Below are 14,584 nucleotides of genomic sequence, written 5' to 3'. Positions count from 1 at the left end.
TCAGGCGGCGTCCCTCGTGAGCGCCTCGGCGATCGCGTTCGGGTACTCGGCGACGAGCTCGCGGACCAGGTCGTCGCGGTCCTCGGCGACAGCCTCGTTGACGGCGACGGTGTAGGACACCTCGAGCTCCTGCAGGCGGGCGACGGTGCGGTCGTTCATCGGGGAGCTCCTTCGGATCGGTGAGCGCTTCCACCCTGGCCAACGGTCGGCACGGGCCGGCTGTTACCAGCTCGGACGCAGGTCACATCGATTCAGTCCGTCAGGATCCGGCCTGCGCGATCCGGTCCTGCACGGCCGCGGCCGTCTTGCGGGCGATGTCGGCGATCGCGGCGCGCTCGTCGGCGGCGGCGCGGTAGTCGTCGAGCCGGTTGCGCACGACCCGCGCCGGCGCGCCGACGGCGATCGAGTACTCGGGGATGTCACCGCGGGCCACCGCGTGCGCGCCCAGCACCGACCCCCGGCCCACCCGCGTGCCGCGCAGCACCGAGACCTTCGTGCCGATCCAGCAGTCCGGCCCGATCCGCACCGGCGTCTTGACGATGCCCTGGTCCTTGATCGGGATCGTGACGTCGGCGATGCGGTGGTCGAAGTCGGTGACGTACACCCAGTCGGCGACGATCGTGGCCGCCCCGATCTCGACGTCGAGGTAGCAGTTGACGGTGTTGTCCTTGCCGAAGACGACCTTGTCACCGATCCGCAGGGACCCCTCGTGGCAGCGCAGGGAGTTGCCGTCGCCGATGTGCACCCACCGGCCGATCTCCAGGCGCCCGTAGCCGGCGCGGGCGTGCAGCTCGACGCGCCTGCCGAGGAACACCATGCCGCGCAGCACCACGTGCGGGTTCGCCGCCCGGAAGCGCAGCAGCCGCCAGTAGCGCACCAGGTACCAGGGCGTGTACGCCCGGTTGCGCAGCACCCAGCGCAGCGAGGCGAGGGTGAGGAAGCGGGCCTGGCGCGGGTCGCGCCGACCGGCCCAGCGGTCGCGCAGCGGCGACCCCCACATGCTCGTCATGCGCCGATGATGCCGGACGCGGCCGGACCGGGCCGGGGACGGTGTCGTCCCGGGCCGGCCGGGGTACCCGGCGGGATGAGCACATCTGACGAGGAGCTCGACCGCGTCGTCTCCCGCCGCGTCGACAACCCCACCGAGGCCGAGCCGGGTGACGACCGCGTGCACGCCGCCGCGGACGCCTCCGCGCAGGACTCCCCCGACACCGACTCCGGCGGCAGCGGGGGCGCGGCCGAGCGGGCCGCCACCGACCTCGACTCCGACGACGAGAGCGAGCCCACGCGGTCGGAGTAGCCCGTCGGTCCGCGCCCGTCGGCACCCGGCCCACCCGCACGGTGTCGACGGGCGCGTCCCCGGCGGGTCCCGTGGTGCCGAGCGCGGTCACGCCCGGGTGGCCACCCCGGCCTCCGGGCCCCAGCGCGCGAGCAGCGCGGCCTCGACCACCGTCATCACCTCGTAGAGCACGATCGACACCAGCACCGACATCGCGACGACGGTCCACACCCCGCCGTAGTTGCCCGAGCCCTTGTAGCCCGAGAGCACCCCGCCCATCCCCTCGAACCCGACGAGCCACTCCGCGAGCATCGCGCCCACGATCGCGCCGGGCACCGAGATCCGTGCCGAGGCGAGGAACTGCGGCAGCGCCGAGGGGATCCGCACCGTCACCAGCGCGGTGATCGCGGACCCGCCGTTGACGCGCACGACGTCGAGGGCCTGGGGGTGGGCCGCGCCGAGCCCGAGCACGATGTTCACCAGCGCCGGGAACAGCACGACGATCGCCGCGATCACCGCGATCCCGAGCTTGCCCTGGCCGAACACCAGCAGCAGCAGCGGCGCCATCGCCACGAGCGGGACCGAGCGCAGCAGCATCGCGATCGGCAGGAACGCCACCTCGAACGGGCGCCACAGCACGAACCCGATCGCGACGACGGTGGCGACCACCATGCCGGAGGCGAACCCGATGGCCGCGTTGACCAGCGTGGTTCCCAGCGCCGCGAGGCTGTCGGCGCGGGCCTGCTCCGCGGTGAGCGACGCCGGCCGGACGCCGCGGGCGGGCGCGTCGGAGAACAGGTAGGCCCACACGTCCCACGGCGACTTGCCGACGAACGACGAGACGTCGAACAGGGCGAGCAGCGCCGCCCACAGCGCCACCAGCACCACGACGGCGATCCCGATCGTCAGGACGGCCCGCCCCAGCCGCGCGGCGATCACGCGCTCGTCCAGGGCGTCACGACCCGCGCGACCAGCCCGACCAGCAGGTACCCGATGCCCGAGATGAGGCCGCTGACCAGCGCGAGGTACCACAGCAGCGGGGCGTCCGACTGCGTCTGCGCGGCGATCAGCGCCCGGCCCAGCGTGGAGTCCCCGCCGCTGCCCAGGTACTCGGCGAGGATCGCGCCGAGGAACGCGGCGGGCGCGGCGATCCGCAGCGCGGCGAACAGGCTGGGCAGCGCGGAGATCACCCGGACCTTGCGCAGCGTCGTCCACGCCGAGCCGCCGTAGGCCCGCACCAGGTCGATGCTGGCCCGCGGGGCCGCCCGCAGCCCGACCAGGCAGCCGACGACCGTCGTGAAGAACACGCTCATCGCGGCCAGCACGATCGAGGCGCCGTTCGGCGCGTCGCGGCCCGCGACGATGACGATCACCGGCCCGATCGCGACGAGCGGGATGCAGTAGCTGACGATCGCGACCTGGTTGGCCAGTGCCTCCAGCCGCGGGACCAGCAGCACGAGCACGGCCAGCGCGATCGCGGCGAGGTTGCCCCACAGGTAGCCCTGTGCGGCGGCCGACACCGTCGACGTGGCGTTGGTGACCGTCGAGGACCAGCGCTGCGGGTCGGCGAACTCGGCGAACACCGACGGCGGGGTCGGGATCGACCCGCTGCCCCGGAACAGCGCGATCGAGGCGAGCCACCAGACGGCGACGATCACCAGCACGCCTGCGAGCCCGCCGAGCCGCGAACGGGTCATTCCGCGCCCCCGAAGAGGATCTCGGAGAGCCGGTCGACGTAGGCGTGGAACTCCGGGGTGCGCATGAGGTCGGGGTGCCGCGGCCGGGGCAGGTCGATCTCCACCAGCTCGGCGATCCGGCCCGGCCGCGCGCTCATCACCGCCACCACGTCGGACAGGAACACCGCCTCGGAGATGCCGTGCGTGACCATCAGCGTGGTGGCCGGGCGCTCGGTCCAGATCCGCAGCAGCTCGACGTTGAGGCGCTGGCGCGTCATGTCGTCGAGGGCGCCGAAGGGCTCGTCGAGCAGCATCACCGTCGGCTGCACGACCAGGCAGCGGGCGATCGCGACGCGCTGGCGCATGCCGCCGGAGAGCTGGGCGGGCTTCGCCCTCTCGAACCCGGTGAGCCCGACCAGCTCGATCAGCCCCTCGACCAGACCGGGCTCCGGCGTGATCCCGGCGACCTCCAGCGGCAGCCGGATGTTGCCCGCGACGCTGCGCCACGGCAGCAGCGCCGCCTCCTGGAACGCGATGCCGAGCTGGTGGTCGCGCTGGATCTCGCGGGTCGAGCGGCCGTTGATCAGCGCCTCGCCCGCCGTCGGGGACTCCAGGCCGGCGAGGATCCGCAGGATCGTCGACTTCCCGCACCCCGACGGCCCCAGCAGCGACAGGAACGAGTTCTGCACCGTGCCGAGGTCGACGGGCGCGAGCGCCTCCACCGCGGTGCGGCCCATCGTGAACGTCTTCGTCAGCCCCCGGATGTGGATGCCGGTGGCCGACGCCGGCTGGGCGGCGGGGTCGAGGGTGGAGCGGGCGGCGGTGGAGGTCATCCGACGATCAGCCCGGGGTTCTCCGCGTACACCTCGTCGAGGAGCGAGAAGTCGAACAGCTCCTCGGCGGTGATGGTGATGCCGATGACCGACAGGGCCTCGATGACGTCGGCGATCGCGGCGTCGGTGGCGGTGAACAGGCCGTTGACGGCGGTGTCCGGGCTGACGATCAGGTCGTTCTGCGCGATGGCCTGCTCGGTCTGGCCGGGCAGGTCGAGCCCGAGGTCGGCGCCGTAGGTGTTCACGGCGAGCGCGGCCGCGGCGGCCGGGTCGGCGACGGCGTCGTTCCAGCCGCGGACCTCGGCGAGCAGGAAGGCCTTGAGCGTGTCGCGCCGGTCGTCGATCGTCTCCTGCAGCACGACGAACGACTCCGACGTCAGCGGCAGCCCGTTGTCGGCGAAGGCGAGCGTGACGGGCGTGAAGCCGTCGGCCTTCACCAGGAACGGCTCGTTGGTGAGGAAGGACATGAAGCCGTCGACGGTCTTCTCCGTGAGCGGCGTCGGCTCGTACTGGACCACGACCTGCTCGACCGACGCCGGGTCGATCCCGTTCGCCGCCAGCAGCCCGGCGAAGATCTGCTGGTTGGTGCCGGCCTGGATGCCGACGCGCTTGCCGACGAGGTCGGCCGGCGTGCGGATCGGGGTGCCCTCCTCGAGCGAGAGGATGCAGAACGGGTTCTTCTGGAACGTGTTGCCGATGATCTTCAGCGGGGCGCCCTGCTCGACGATGAAGCGGGCGGTGGCGTCCGGGGCGGAGACGCCGACGGTGACGTTGCCGGCGAGCACGAGGGCGTCGGCGCTGTCGACGGGCCCGCTCACCAGCTCGACGCCGGACAGGCCCGCCTCGGTGTAGTAGCCCTTCGAGTCGGCCATGAACTCGCCGCCGAACTCGATGTTCTTGATCCACGACAGCTGCACCGAGACCTCGCCGAGCGATCCGCCCCCCGCCGCCGGGGCCGACGACGCCGACCCGCCCCCGCAGGCCGTCAGCACCCACCCGGCGGCGCCGAGGCCGGTGAGGCGGAACACGTCACGACGGGACACGATCATGCGGGGACTCCTGACATCGGGTGACGGCGAGCGGGGGACGGCCGTCGACCCGGTGAATCTAGGAACCCCGACGGCGCCAGGCGGTTAACGGACGGTTACGGCCGGGAAACCCCCCTACGCTGACGCCATGCCGATCCCGTTGATCATCGACACCGACCCCGGGGTCGACGACGCCATCGCGCTGATGCTGGCCGTGGCCTCGCCCGAGGTGGACCTGCGCGCCGTCACCACCGTCTTCGGCAACGTCGCGCTGACGCAGACCACGCGCAACGCGGGGCGGGTGCTCGCGCTCGCCGGTCGCCCCGACGTCCCGGTCGCGGCGGGGGCCGCCCGGCCGCTGGTGCACGACCGGGCCGAGCGCGCCGAGCAGTGGCACGGCGGCGACGGCCTCGGCGGCCACGCGTCGGCCCTGCCCGACCCCGCGGCGGAGCCCGACCCGCGCGGCGCCGTCGCCGTGATGGCCGGGGTGCTGCGGGACGCGGCCGAGCCCGTCACGATCGCCCCGATCGGCCCGCTCACCAACGTCGCGCTGCTGCTCGCCGTGCACCCCGAGCTGGTGCCGCGGATCGGGCGGATCGTGTGGATGGGCGGCTCGCTGGGCGCGGGCAACGTCACCGGGGCCGCGGAGTTCAACGCGCACTGCGACCCCGAGGCCGCGCACCGCGTGCTGACCCAGGCCGACGTGCCGGTCACGATGGTCCCGCTGGACCTGACGCACCGCTGCACGGCCGGGCCGGACTGGGTCGCCGCCCTCGACGCGGGCGGCTCCCGCGGGCACCGGCTGGCGGAGGTCGTCGGGCACTACCGGGCGGCCTTCCGCACCCGCTACGGCGTCGACGCGGTGGCGCTGCACGACGCCGTCGCGGTGCTGGAGGCGATCCGGCCCGGCACCCTGCGGCCCGAGGGGATGCCGGTGCAGGTGGCCTGCGACCTCGGCCCCGCCCGCGGCGCGACCGTCCCCGGGGGCGAGGGGCCCGCCGTGCGGGTGGCGCTGGACGCCGAGTTCGACGCGGTGCTCGCCGACGTCCTGGAGCGGGTGGGCCGGCTCGGCTGACGGCCGCGCCGCTCAGGCCAGGCCGTGCTCGATCGCGTACCGGACGAGGGCGGCCCGGTTGCTCACCGGCAGCTTGCGCAGCAGGTGCTGCACGTGGTTCTCCACCGTCCGGGGCGAGAGGCCGAGCCGGGTGGCGACCTGGCGGGCCGTCAGACCCTCCACGACCAGCCGCAGCACGTCGGACTCGCGCCCGGTCAGCCGCACGTCGGGGGCCGCGCCGCCGCTCGCCTCCAGCACGGTCGCCGCGAGCCCCGGACCGTACGCGGGCTCGCCCGCGGCCAGGCGCGCCACGGCGTCGGCGACGTCCCACGGGCGGCCGCCGTCGACGACGTACCCGGTCGCGCCCGCCCGCACCGCGGCGAGCACCTCCGTGTGCTCCCCGGAGCCCGACACGGCCAGCACGGCGGCGCCGTCGTCGCTGGCCGCCGCGATGTCGGCGAGCGCGTCGGGCCCGGTCAGGTCGACGACGAGCACGTCGGGGCGCAGGGCCAGCGCGTCGGCCACCGCGTCGACGACGCCGAGCACCGCGATCCCCTCGGCGCGCAGCCCCTCGGCGCGGGCGTGGCCGTGCAGCAGCACGGCGGACACGGCCATCCGCCCGATCATGGTCCGATCATGGCATCCCGGACACGACGCCGGACCTCCCGACGGGCCGGTCACCCGTCCGGGAGGTGGGGCTCAGTCGTCGGCCAGCCCCTGGTCGATCGCGTAGCGCACGAGCTGCACGCGGTTGTGCAGCTGGAGCTTGCGCAGGGTGTTCTGCACGTGGCTCTCCACCGTGCGGTGCGAGACGACGAGCCGCTCCCCGATCTGCTTGGCGGTGAGGCCCTTCGCGACCAGCCGCAGCACCTCGGTCTCGCGCTCGGTCAGCACCGGGGCCTCCTCGGCCGCGGGCTCGCCGGCGAGGCGCCGGTACTCCCCCAGCACCAGCCCGGCCAGCCCCGGCGTGAACACCGGGAACCCGGCCGCCGTGCGCCGCACCGCGGCCAGCAGCTCCTCGACCCCCGCCGACTTCACCAGGTAGCCCGTCGCCCCCGCCTTCACCGCCTCGAGGACGTCGGCCTGCTCGCCGCTCTGCGAGAGCACGAGCACGCGGGTCCCCGGCAGCTTCGCGAGGATCCCCTCGATGGCCTCGACGCCGGAGGTGGCGCCGAGGTTGAGGTCCATCAGCACCACCTGCGGGCGCGTGGCCAGCGCGATCCGGACGGCCGCCGCCGCGTCGGGGGCGGTGGCGACGACCTGCAGCCCGCGCTCGGTGAGGTCGCGGGCCACGCCCTCGCGCCAGATCGGGTGGTCGTCGACGACCATCACGGTGATCTCGTCGGTCATGCGTTCTCCCTCGCCATCCGGACGATCCACTCGGTGCCCCGGCCGGGCCCGGTCTCGCACGTGATCGTGCCCCCCAGGTCGCGCACGCGGCCGACCATCGACCGCGACACCCCGAGGCGCCCCTGCTCCGCCGCCGCCGCGAGCCGCCCGTCGGGGATGCCGGGGCCCTCGTCGCGCACGCTGACCTCGACCGCGTCGCCCAGGTCCTCGACGAGCACCCACGCGGGCGCGTCCGGGCCGACGTGCAGCGCCACGTTCGCCAGCGCCGCCCCGACGACGGCCACCAGCTCCTCGACGACGCGCGCCGGCATCCGGATCGCGTAGGCGGGGGTGGAGACGCTGACGCGGGCGGACCCCAGCATGCGCACGGCGTCGGCGAGGTCGCGGTCGCCGTGGTCGTCGGTCGGGGCGCCGCCGGTGGTGAGCAGCGTCCGCAGCGCGACCTCCTGCTCCCCGGCCAGCACCGCGAGCGTCCCGGCGTCGCCGCCCATGGCCGCGCCGCGCCGGTGGACGTAGCCGAGCACCTGCAGCACCCCGTCGTGGACGGCGCGGGCGAGGCGCTCGCGCTCGGCCATCGCGGCCTGCGAGGCCACCGCGACGCGCAGCCGCTCGGCCTGGCGGCGCAGCACCGTCGAGGCGAACCCGATGCTCGCCGCGACGAGCACGATGAGCTGGATGTCGCCGACCTCGTCCTGCCAGCGCGCCGACACCGCCAGCAGCACCGAGCACAGCACCACCGCGCCGCCGAGGCCGCCGCGCAGCCCGGAGGCCAGCGCGCACGCGAGCACCGCGCACGGCGTCCAGATCGAGCCGGAGACGGGGGCGTCCGCGGCGATCTGGGCGGCCGACTGCACCAGCGGCGTCGTCGCGATCACCCCGCAGGTGACGACCAGGTCGACGAGCGCGAGCCGCCGCCGCGGCCGCCCGCCGAAGTAGCCGCGGGCGAGGAACGCGGTCCACGCGGCCATCCCCGCCTGCACCGCGACGGCACCGGCCGGGGACGCGAAGTCGTCGAGCGTCACGAGCACGACGACGGTGGTGCTGACCAGCGTCAGCACGCGGTAGAACAGCAACCCGCGCCAGAGCGGCTCCAGCGGGCGCTCGGCCTCGTTCACGGCGTGCGCGTCCCGCCCGGCCACACGCACGGCGACTCCCCCACCAGCACGACCTCGCCCCCCTGCGACGACCGGACGGTGAGAACGTAGCCACCCGCGGCCCGGACCTCGACCCCCGCCGCGCCGCGCTCGACGACCTCGCCCGCCCGCGCCGCCGCGTCGAGGACGGCGGAGGGGTCGCCCGGCACGTGCAGCTCCACCCGCGGGCGCACCTGGCGGCTGGCCGGCCCGATCCCCAGCCACGGGCACGCGGCCCCCTCGGCGACGACTGGCTCCCCCGCCCCGCCGACGCCGAGCACGAGCCCGGTCAGGTGCGTGCGCGCCTGGGCGAGGGTCTCGGTCGGCGCGGACTGGGCGGCGAGCAGGCCGGCCGCGACGGCCAGCACCACGGCGAGGGCCGCGCTGACGGCGCCCACGAGCACGGGGAGGCGCCTGCGCAGTGCGGTCATGCCGCCATCCTCGCGTCCGCGCCGGTGGCCGGGATCCGTAGGACTACCCGACCGGCCCGCCCTTGATCCCGGTCACCAGCGCGTTGTAGAACCACGCGCGCGGCACGACCCGGGACAGCACGTTCTCGTCGAGCCAGGACAGCCGCTGCCAGCTGCGGTAGGCGAACATCGCCCAGCGCATCCCGAGCTTCCCGGGGGGCACCGCGGCCTCGAACGTGCGCACCGGCCAGCCCAGCATCGCCGCGCTGAACTCCTCGGTGACGACCCGCGCGTCCATCGCCCCGGCGCGCCGTGCGGTGTCCTCCAGCTCGGCGGGGTCGAACACGTGGATGTCGACGACGGCCTCGAGCGCCGCGGCCCGCGACGACTCGTCGAGCTCGGTCTGCGGCCGCCGCCACCCCTGCAGCGGGGGCAGCTTCGTCAGCGTCGTGGTGGCCTTCCAGGTGAGCGCCCCGAGCCGGCGGGCGTACGCGTCGCCGATCCGCGTCGGCTCGCCCGCGAACACGAACCGCCCGCCCGGCTTGAGCACCCGCAGCACCTCGCGCAGCGCGAGCTCGACGTCGGGGATGTGGTGCAGCACCGCGTGCCCGACGACGAGGTCGAAGGTGGCGTCGTCGTAGGGGATGCGCTCGGCGTCGGCGACCCGCCCGTCGACGTCGAGGCCCAGGTGCTCGGCGTTGCGCAGCGCGGCCCCGACCATCCCGGGCGACAGGTCGGTGACCGACCCCCGCGTCGCGACCCCGGCCTGCATGAGGTTGAGCAGGAAGAACCCGGTGCCGCTGCCCAGCTCCAACGCCCGCCCGTACGGCCACCCGGTGTCCCCGGCCACGAGCCGGAAGCGGTCGGCGGCGTAGGTGATGCAGCGCTCGTCGTAGGAGATCGACCACTTCTCGTCGTAGGAGCCGGCCTCCCAGTCGTGGTAGAGCACGTTCGCGAGCTTGGCGTCGTGCCGCGCCGCCTCCACCTGCTCGGCGGTGGCGTGCGGGTTCGGGGCCGGGTCCGTACTCATGGGTAACAGCATTCCAGAGCGGCCGCGCGCACGCCGCGGCGACGCGGGGTGCGCGCGGCGGCCGCGTCAGCGACCGGTGAACTCCGCCTTGCCCGGGCCGTTGGCCACGAAGGAGTCCATGCCGATCTTCCGGTCGTCCGTGGCGAACAGGGCGGCGAACACCTCGGCCTCCAGGTCGAGCCCGGTGCGCAGGTCGGTGTCCAGGCCGCCGTCGATGGCCTTCTTCGCTGCGGCCAGCGCCACGGCCGGGGCGTTGACGAACTGCTCGGCCCAGCGACGGGCGGCGGCGTAGACCTCGTCGGCCGGCACGACCTCGTCGACCAGCCCGATCTCCAGGGCCTCCTGCGCCTTCACCATGCGGCCGGTGAAGATCAGGTCCTTGGCCTTCGGGGCGCCGATCAGGCGGGTGAGGCGCTGCGTGCCGCCACCGCCGGGGATGATCCCGAGCAGGATCTCGGGCTGTCCGAGCTTGGCGTTGTCGCCGCAGACGCGCCGGTCGCAGCCGAGTGCGACCTCCAGGCCGCCGCCGAGCGCGTAGCCGGTGATCGCCGCGACCGTCGGCTTCGGGATCGTCGAGAGGGCGCCGAAGCCGGCCGAGAGCCGGCGGGCGACCGCCGACATGTCGGCGTAGCTCATGTTCGCCATCTCCTTGACGTCGGCGCCCGCCGCGAGCACCTTCTCCCCGCCGTAGAGCACCACCGCGCGCACGTCCGCGCGCTGCGCGGCCTCGGCGGAGACGGCGAGCAGCTCCTCCTGCACCTGGCGGCTGATCGCGTTCATCGGCGGGCGGTCCAGCCGGATCGTCCCGACCCCACCCTCGACCTCGAGCTTCACGAATTCGGTCACGGACCGGACCCTAGATCAGCACCCGGGTTCAGCGCAGCCACGCCGTGTACCGCCCGCGGCGGCGCAGCACGCCGAGCGGCAGACCGAAGGTCGCGGTGAGGTTGTCGTCGGTGAGCACGTCGTCGAGCAGGCCCGCCGCGACCACGGCGCCGTCGCGCAGCAGCAGCCCGTGGCTGTACCCGACCGGGATCTCCTCGACGTGGTGGGTGACCAGGATCGACGCGGGCGCGTCGGGGTCGGCGGCGAGCGCCGTGAGCCGGGAGACGAGGTCCTCGCGGCCGCCGAGGTCGAGGCCGGCGGCGGGCTCGTCGAGCAGCAGCAGCTCCGGGTCGGTCATCAGCGCGCGGGCGATCAGGGTGCGCTTGCGCTCGCCCTCGCTCAGCGTGCCGTAGGTGCGCTCGGCGAGCGCGCGGACGCCGAGGGCGTCGAGGAGGTGGTCGGCGCGGTCGGTGTCGGCGCTCTCGTAGTCCTCGCGCCAGCGGCCGAGCACCCCGTAGCCGGCGCTGACGACGACGTCGCGCACCGTCTCGTCGTTGGGGATGCGCAGGCCGAGCGCGGCCGAGGTCAGGCCGATCCGGGTGCGCAGCTCGGCGAGGTTGACCCGCCCGATCCGCTCCCCCAGCACGTGCACGGTGCCGACGGTCGGGTGCAGCTCGGCCGCGGCGAGGCGCATCAGGGTGGTCTTGCCCGCGCCGTTGGGGCCCAGCACGACCCAGCGCTCGTCGAGCTCGACGCGCCAGTCGACGTCGCGGACCAGCGTGGCCGGGCCGCGGCGGACGGACACGCCGTCCATCCGGACGACGAGGTCGGTCAGGTCGGGCGCGGGCGATCCGGGAGCAGCCACGGTGCCATCCTCGCCGATCGTGCGGCCCCGCCCTCCAGGTGCCCTCTATCCTGACCCGTCGTGCCGGTCTTCCCCCTGGGTTCCCATGTCGACGACGCCGGGGTGCGGTTCGCCGTCGCCTCCACGAGTGCCGACTCCGTCGAGGTCTGCCTGGTCGACGGGCCCGACGACGCGCCGACCGAACGGCGGGTCGAGCTGACCGAGCGCACGTTCGGCGTCTGGCACGGGCACGTCCCCGGCGTCGTCGCGGGGCAGCGCTACGGCTACCGCGTGCACGGGCCCTACCGGCCGTGGCAGGGCCTGCGGGCGAACCCGGCGAAGATCCTCGTCGACCCCTACGCCCGGCGGATCACCGGTCGCGTCACCGACCTGGGCGCCGCGCGCGGCTGGGTCGACGACCCGATGACCGGGGCGCTCAACGAGCGCGACTCGCTGGGGCACGTGCCGCTGTCGGTGGTCAGCGGGCCGGACGGCTCGCCGGCGCACCCGCGCCCGGACGTCCCGTGGTCGGAGACGGTGATCACCGAGCTGCACGTCCGCGGCTACACGAAGTGCCACCCCGACGTCCCCCCGGAGCACCGCGGCACCTACCTCGGCCTCGCCCACCCTGCGGTGGTCGCGCACCTCACGCGGATCGGCGTCACGGCCGTCGAGCTGCTGCCGGTCACGTCCATCGCCGACGAGCCGCCGCTGCTGGAGCGGGGGCTGCCCAACTACTGGGGCTACGCGACGCTCGGCTTCCTCGCCCCGCACGCCGGGTACGCGAGCGTGCCGGGGCGGGAGGTCGAGGAGTTCGCGACGATGGTCGGCGCGCTGCACGCCGCGGGCATCGAGGTGATCCTCGACATCGTCCCCAACCACACCGCGGAGGGCGGGGTCGGCGGCACGACGCTGTCCTACCGCGGCCTCGACGCCCCCGCGTACTACTCCCTCGGCGGCAACGGCCACGACGCCGACATCACCGGCACCGGCAACACCCTCGACGCGGGCTCCCCCACCGTCATCCGGCTGGTCTGCGACGCCATGCGGCACTGGGTGACGACGTTCGGCGTCGACGGGTTCCGGATCGACCTCGCCTCGGTGCTCGGACGGCCGCGGTCGGGCGCGTTCGACCCGCACGCCCCGCTGCTGACCGCGATCGCCGTCGACCCGGTCCTGTCGCGGGTCAAGCTGATCGCCGAGCCGTGGGACGCGACCGGCGAGGGCTACCGCGTCGGCGGGTTCGGCGTGGCGTGGTCGGAGTGGAACGGGCGCTTCCGCGACGCCGTGCGCGACTTCTGGCGCGGCCACGGCGGCATCGGGGAGGTGGCGTCCCGGTTGACCGGCAGCTCCGACCTCTACGCCGCCAACGGGCGCCGGCCGTGGGCGTCGGTCAACTTCGTCACCGCCCACGACGGCTTCACCCTGCGCGACCTGGTGTCCTACCACCACAAGCACAACGAGGAGAACGGCGAGGGCAACCGCGACGGCACCGACGACAACCGGTCGCAGAACTTCGGCGTCGAGGGCCCGACGACGTCGCCGGTGATCGCGGAGCGGCGCCGGTCGGCGGCCAGGGCGCTGCTCGCCACGACCCTGCTCTCGACCGGCACGCCCATGCTGCTCGGCGGCGACGAGCTCTGGCGCACCCAGGGCGGCAACAACAACGCCTACTGCCTCGACGGCCCCACGTCCTGGGTCGACTGGGGCGTCGGCGCCGACGCCGACGCGCTCACCGCGTTCGTCGCGCGCGTCACCGCGATCCGGCGCAGCTCCCCCGCGCTGCACCGCGACAGCTTCTACCGCGACGGCGAGGTGCTGTGGTGGCACCCGGCCGGGCGTCGGCTGCGCGGGCACGACTGGCACGACGGCGGGCTGCACAGCCTCGGCCTGCTGCGCGGGGAGTGGCTGCTGCTCCTGCACGCCGGGTGGGAAGCGCTCGCGGTGACGCTGCCCGACGGCGGCCCGTACGTCCCCGAGCTCGACTCGACCCGGCCCGACGGCGCGCCCGCGAGCGTCCGGCCGGTGCCGGGCGGTGCGACGATCACCCAGCCGCCGCGCTCCCTGCTGCTCCTGCGGACCCCCTGAGGAGGGCCGCGGGGCGGTATCCTCCCGCCATGCCGCGCTACGACTTCCGCTGCCGCGAGTGTGCCGACACCTTCGTGGTCACCCGCCCGATGAGCGAGTCCGGCGACCCGGCGGCGTGCCCGGCGGGCCACGCCGACACCGTCAAGCTGCTCACGACGGTGGCCGTCGGCGGCCGCAGCGGCGCCCCGCGCGTGCCCGCCCGCACGGGCGGCGGCGGGGGCGGGTGCTGCGGGGGCGGCTGCTGCGGCTGAGCCCTGACCCGTGATCACCCGGGGCCGGGGGCCCCACTACTCTGCCCGCGGCCGGAGCGGCCCGCGTCCAGACGCGGGCGTGGGCGGGACTCCGGGACGAGCAGAGGACACTTCGTGAGCACTCTCACCGGCGGAAGCAGCCTCGCCGCGGGCCAGGCGGGCATCACCTCGGCGAACGGCCGCTACAGCCTGGCCCTGCAGGCCGACGGCAACCTGACCCTGACCGACTCCTCGGGCACGGTCGCCTGGGACTCCGGCACCGCGGGCAAGGGCGCCGCGCGCGCCGACTTCCAGGCCGACGGCAACTTCGTGCTCTACACCGCCGACAACGGCGTGGTGTGGGCCTCCGACACCGACGCCCCCGGCGGCGTGCTGGAGCTGCAGGACGACCGCAACCTGGTGATCTACAAGGCCGACCGGTCGGTGGCCTGGTCGCCGAACTCCTACATCAGCGAGGCCGACAAGGCCGCCCTGGACGCCGCCGAGGCGAAGGGCCGCGCCGAGGCCGAGGCGGCCGCCGCCGCGGCCGCGGCCCCGCCGGCGCCCGCCGAGCGCCGCTACACCGTGCAGCGCGGCGACACGCTGTCCAAGATCGCCAAGGAGTTCTACGGCAAGGCGAGCGAGTACCCGCGCATCGCGCAGGCCAACAACATCGCGAACCCCGACCTGATCCACCCGGGCCAGGACCTGCTCATCCCCTGAGCGGCCCGCCCCCTCGTCGCAGCAAGGCCACCTTCCCGCACTCTCGTTGCGGGAAGGTGGCCTTGCTGCAATCCCGGGGTG

Annotated in this window: 18 protein-coding genes; 5 read left to right on the top strand and 13 right to left on the bottom strand. The window is 74.7% G+C overall.

Features of this window, described 5'->3' with window-relative positions:
* Both H6H00_RS14300 and H6H00_RS14295 read right to left on the bottom strand, forming a co-directional pair.
* Positions 1-159: a hypothetical protein gene (locus H6H00_RS14300; RefSeq protein WP_185721734.1), complete on the bottom strand. Its 159-nt coding sequence runs from the start codon at positions 157-159 to the stop codon at positions 1-3.
* 100 nt (positions 160-259) lie between these two features.
* Positions 260-1,009 carry an acyltransferase gene (locus tag H6H00_RS14295; protein WP_185721733.1) on the bottom strand — a complete coding sequence of 250 codons (750 nt, stop codon included), beginning with the start codon at positions 1,007-1,009 and terminating at the stop codon, positions 260-262.
* Between the two features lie 75 nt (positions 1,010-1,084).
* On the opposite strand from H6H00_RS14295, the gene H6H00_RS14290 reads away from it, so the two are divergent.
* Positions 1,085-1,300, top strand: coding sequence for a hypothetical protein (locus tag H6H00_RS14290; protein WP_185721732.1), 216 nt, complete (start codon positions 1,085-1,087; stop codon positions 1,298-1,300).
* A gap of 87 nt (positions 1,301-1,387) precedes the next feature.
* Here H6H00_RS14290 and H6H00_RS14285 read toward each other — a convergent pair whose 3' ends face one another.
* Genes H6H00_RS14285 through H6H00_RS14270 form a run of 4 tightly spaced genes read right to left on the bottom strand, consistent with a single transcriptional unit; the run spans position 1,388 to position 4,837 of the window.
* Positions 1,388-2,218, bottom strand: a complete 831-nt coding sequence (locus H6H00_RS14285; protein ID WP_185721731.1) for an ABC transporter permease — start codon at positions 2,216-2,218, stop codon at positions 1,388-1,390.
* Positions 2,215-2,976, bottom strand: coding sequence for an ABC transporter permease (locus tag H6H00_RS14280; RefSeq protein ID WP_185721730.1), 762 nt, complete (start codon positions 2,974-2,976; stop codon positions 2,215-2,217). The genes H6H00_RS14285 and H6H00_RS14280 overlap by 4 nt, the downstream gene beginning before the upstream one ends.
* On the bottom strand, positions 2,973-3,788 hold the full coding sequence (locus H6H00_RS14275) for an ABC transporter ATP-binding protein (RefSeq protein WP_185721729.1): 816 nt from the start codon (positions 3,786-3,788) through the stop codon (positions 2,973-2,975). The genes H6H00_RS14280 and H6H00_RS14275 overlap by 4 nt, the downstream gene beginning before the upstream one ends.
* A complete protein-coding gene (locus tag H6H00_RS14270; RefSeq protein WP_185721728.1) occupies positions 3,785-4,837 on the bottom strand; it encodes an ABC transporter substrate-binding protein in 1,053 nt (350 codons plus the stop codon). The genes H6H00_RS14275 and H6H00_RS14270 overlap by 4 nt, the downstream gene beginning before the upstream one ends.
* A gap of 127 nt (positions 4,838-4,964) precedes the next feature.
* Here H6H00_RS14270 and H6H00_RS14265 point away from each other — a divergent pair, with 127 nt between their 5' ends.
* Complete coding sequence (locus H6H00_RS14265) at positions 4,965-5,891, top strand: nucleoside hydrolase (protein ID WP_185721727.1); 927 nt, start codon at positions 4,965-4,967, stop codon at positions 5,889-5,891.
* Between the two features lie 12 nt (positions 5,892-5,903).
* Here H6H00_RS14265 and H6H00_RS14260 read toward each other — a convergent pair whose 3' ends face one another.
* The 7 genes from H6H00_RS14260 to H6H00_RS14230 form a co-directional block, all read right to left on the bottom strand.
* Positions 5,904-6,497, bottom strand: a complete 594-nt coding sequence (locus H6H00_RS14260; protein WP_221775874.1) for a response regulator transcription factor — start codon at positions 6,495-6,497, stop codon at positions 5,904-5,906.
* Between the two features lie 72 nt (positions 6,498-6,569).
* A complete protein-coding gene (locus H6H00_RS14255; protein WP_185721726.1) occupies positions 6,570-7,220 on the bottom strand; it encodes a response regulator in 651 nt (216 codons plus the stop codon).
* Positions 7,217-8,365 (bottom strand): MacS family sensor histidine kinase, encoded by a 1,149-nt coding sequence (gene macS, locus H6H00_RS14250; protein WP_255425751.1) that lies wholly within the window; start codon positions 8,363-8,365, stop codon positions 7,217-7,219. The genes H6H00_RS14255 and macS overlap by 4 nt, the downstream gene beginning before the upstream one ends.
* A complete protein-coding gene (locus H6H00_RS14245) occupies positions 8,332-8,784 on the bottom strand; it encodes a hypothetical protein (RefSeq protein WP_185721725.1) in 453 nt (150 codons plus the stop codon). Before H6H00_RS14245 ends, macS begins: the two co-directional genes overlap by 34 nt.
* Before the next feature lie 43 nt (positions 8,785-8,827).
* Entirely contained in the window at positions 8,828-9,793 is a 966-nt protein-coding gene (locus tag H6H00_RS14240; protein ID WP_185721724.1) for a class I SAM-dependent methyltransferase, read from the bottom strand.
* Between the two features lie 66 nt (positions 9,794-9,859).
* Complete coding sequence (locus H6H00_RS14235; protein WP_185721723.1) at positions 9,860-10,639, bottom strand: enoyl-CoA hydratase/isomerase family protein; 780 nt, start codon at positions 10,637-10,639, stop codon at positions 9,860-9,862.
* A gap of 28 nt (positions 10,640-10,667) precedes the next feature.
* A complete protein-coding gene (locus H6H00_RS14230; RefSeq protein ID WP_185722444.1) occupies positions 10,668-11,432 on the bottom strand; it encodes an ABC transporter ATP-binding protein in 765 nt (254 codons plus the stop codon).
* A 111-nt stretch (positions 11,433-11,543) separates the two neighbouring features.
* Between H6H00_RS14230 and glgX the strand changes: the two genes are divergently transcribed.
* The 3 genes from glgX to H6H00_RS14215 all read left to right on the top strand — a co-directional run bounded on the left by glgX (position 11,544) and on the right by H6H00_RS14215 (position 14,503).
* Entirely contained in the window at positions 11,544-13,550 is a 2,007-nt protein-coding gene (gene glgX / locus H6H00_RS14225) for a glycogen debranching protein GlgX (protein WP_185721722.1), read from the top strand.
* A 29-nt stretch (positions 13,551-13,579) separates the two neighbouring features.
* Complete coding sequence (locus tag H6H00_RS14220) at positions 13,580-13,801, top strand: FmdB family zinc ribbon protein (RefSeq protein WP_185721721.1); 222 nt, start codon at positions 13,580-13,582, stop codon at positions 13,799-13,801.
* 114 nt (positions 13,802-13,915) lie between these two features.
* Positions 13,916-14,503 (top strand): LysM peptidoglycan-binding domain-containing protein, encoded by a 588-nt coding sequence (locus H6H00_RS14215; protein WP_185721720.1) that lies wholly within the window; start codon positions 13,916-13,918, stop codon positions 14,501-14,503.
* Positions 14,504-14,584 lie beyond the last annotated feature (81 nt).

The sequence above is a fragment of the Pseudonocardia petroleophila genome, assembly GCF_014235185.1.
Lineage (GTDB): Bacteria > Actinomycetota > Actinomycetes > Mycobacteriales > Pseudonocardiaceae > Pseudonocardia > Pseudonocardia petroleophila.
This window is presented reverse-complemented; position numbering and strand designations above follow the sequence as displayed.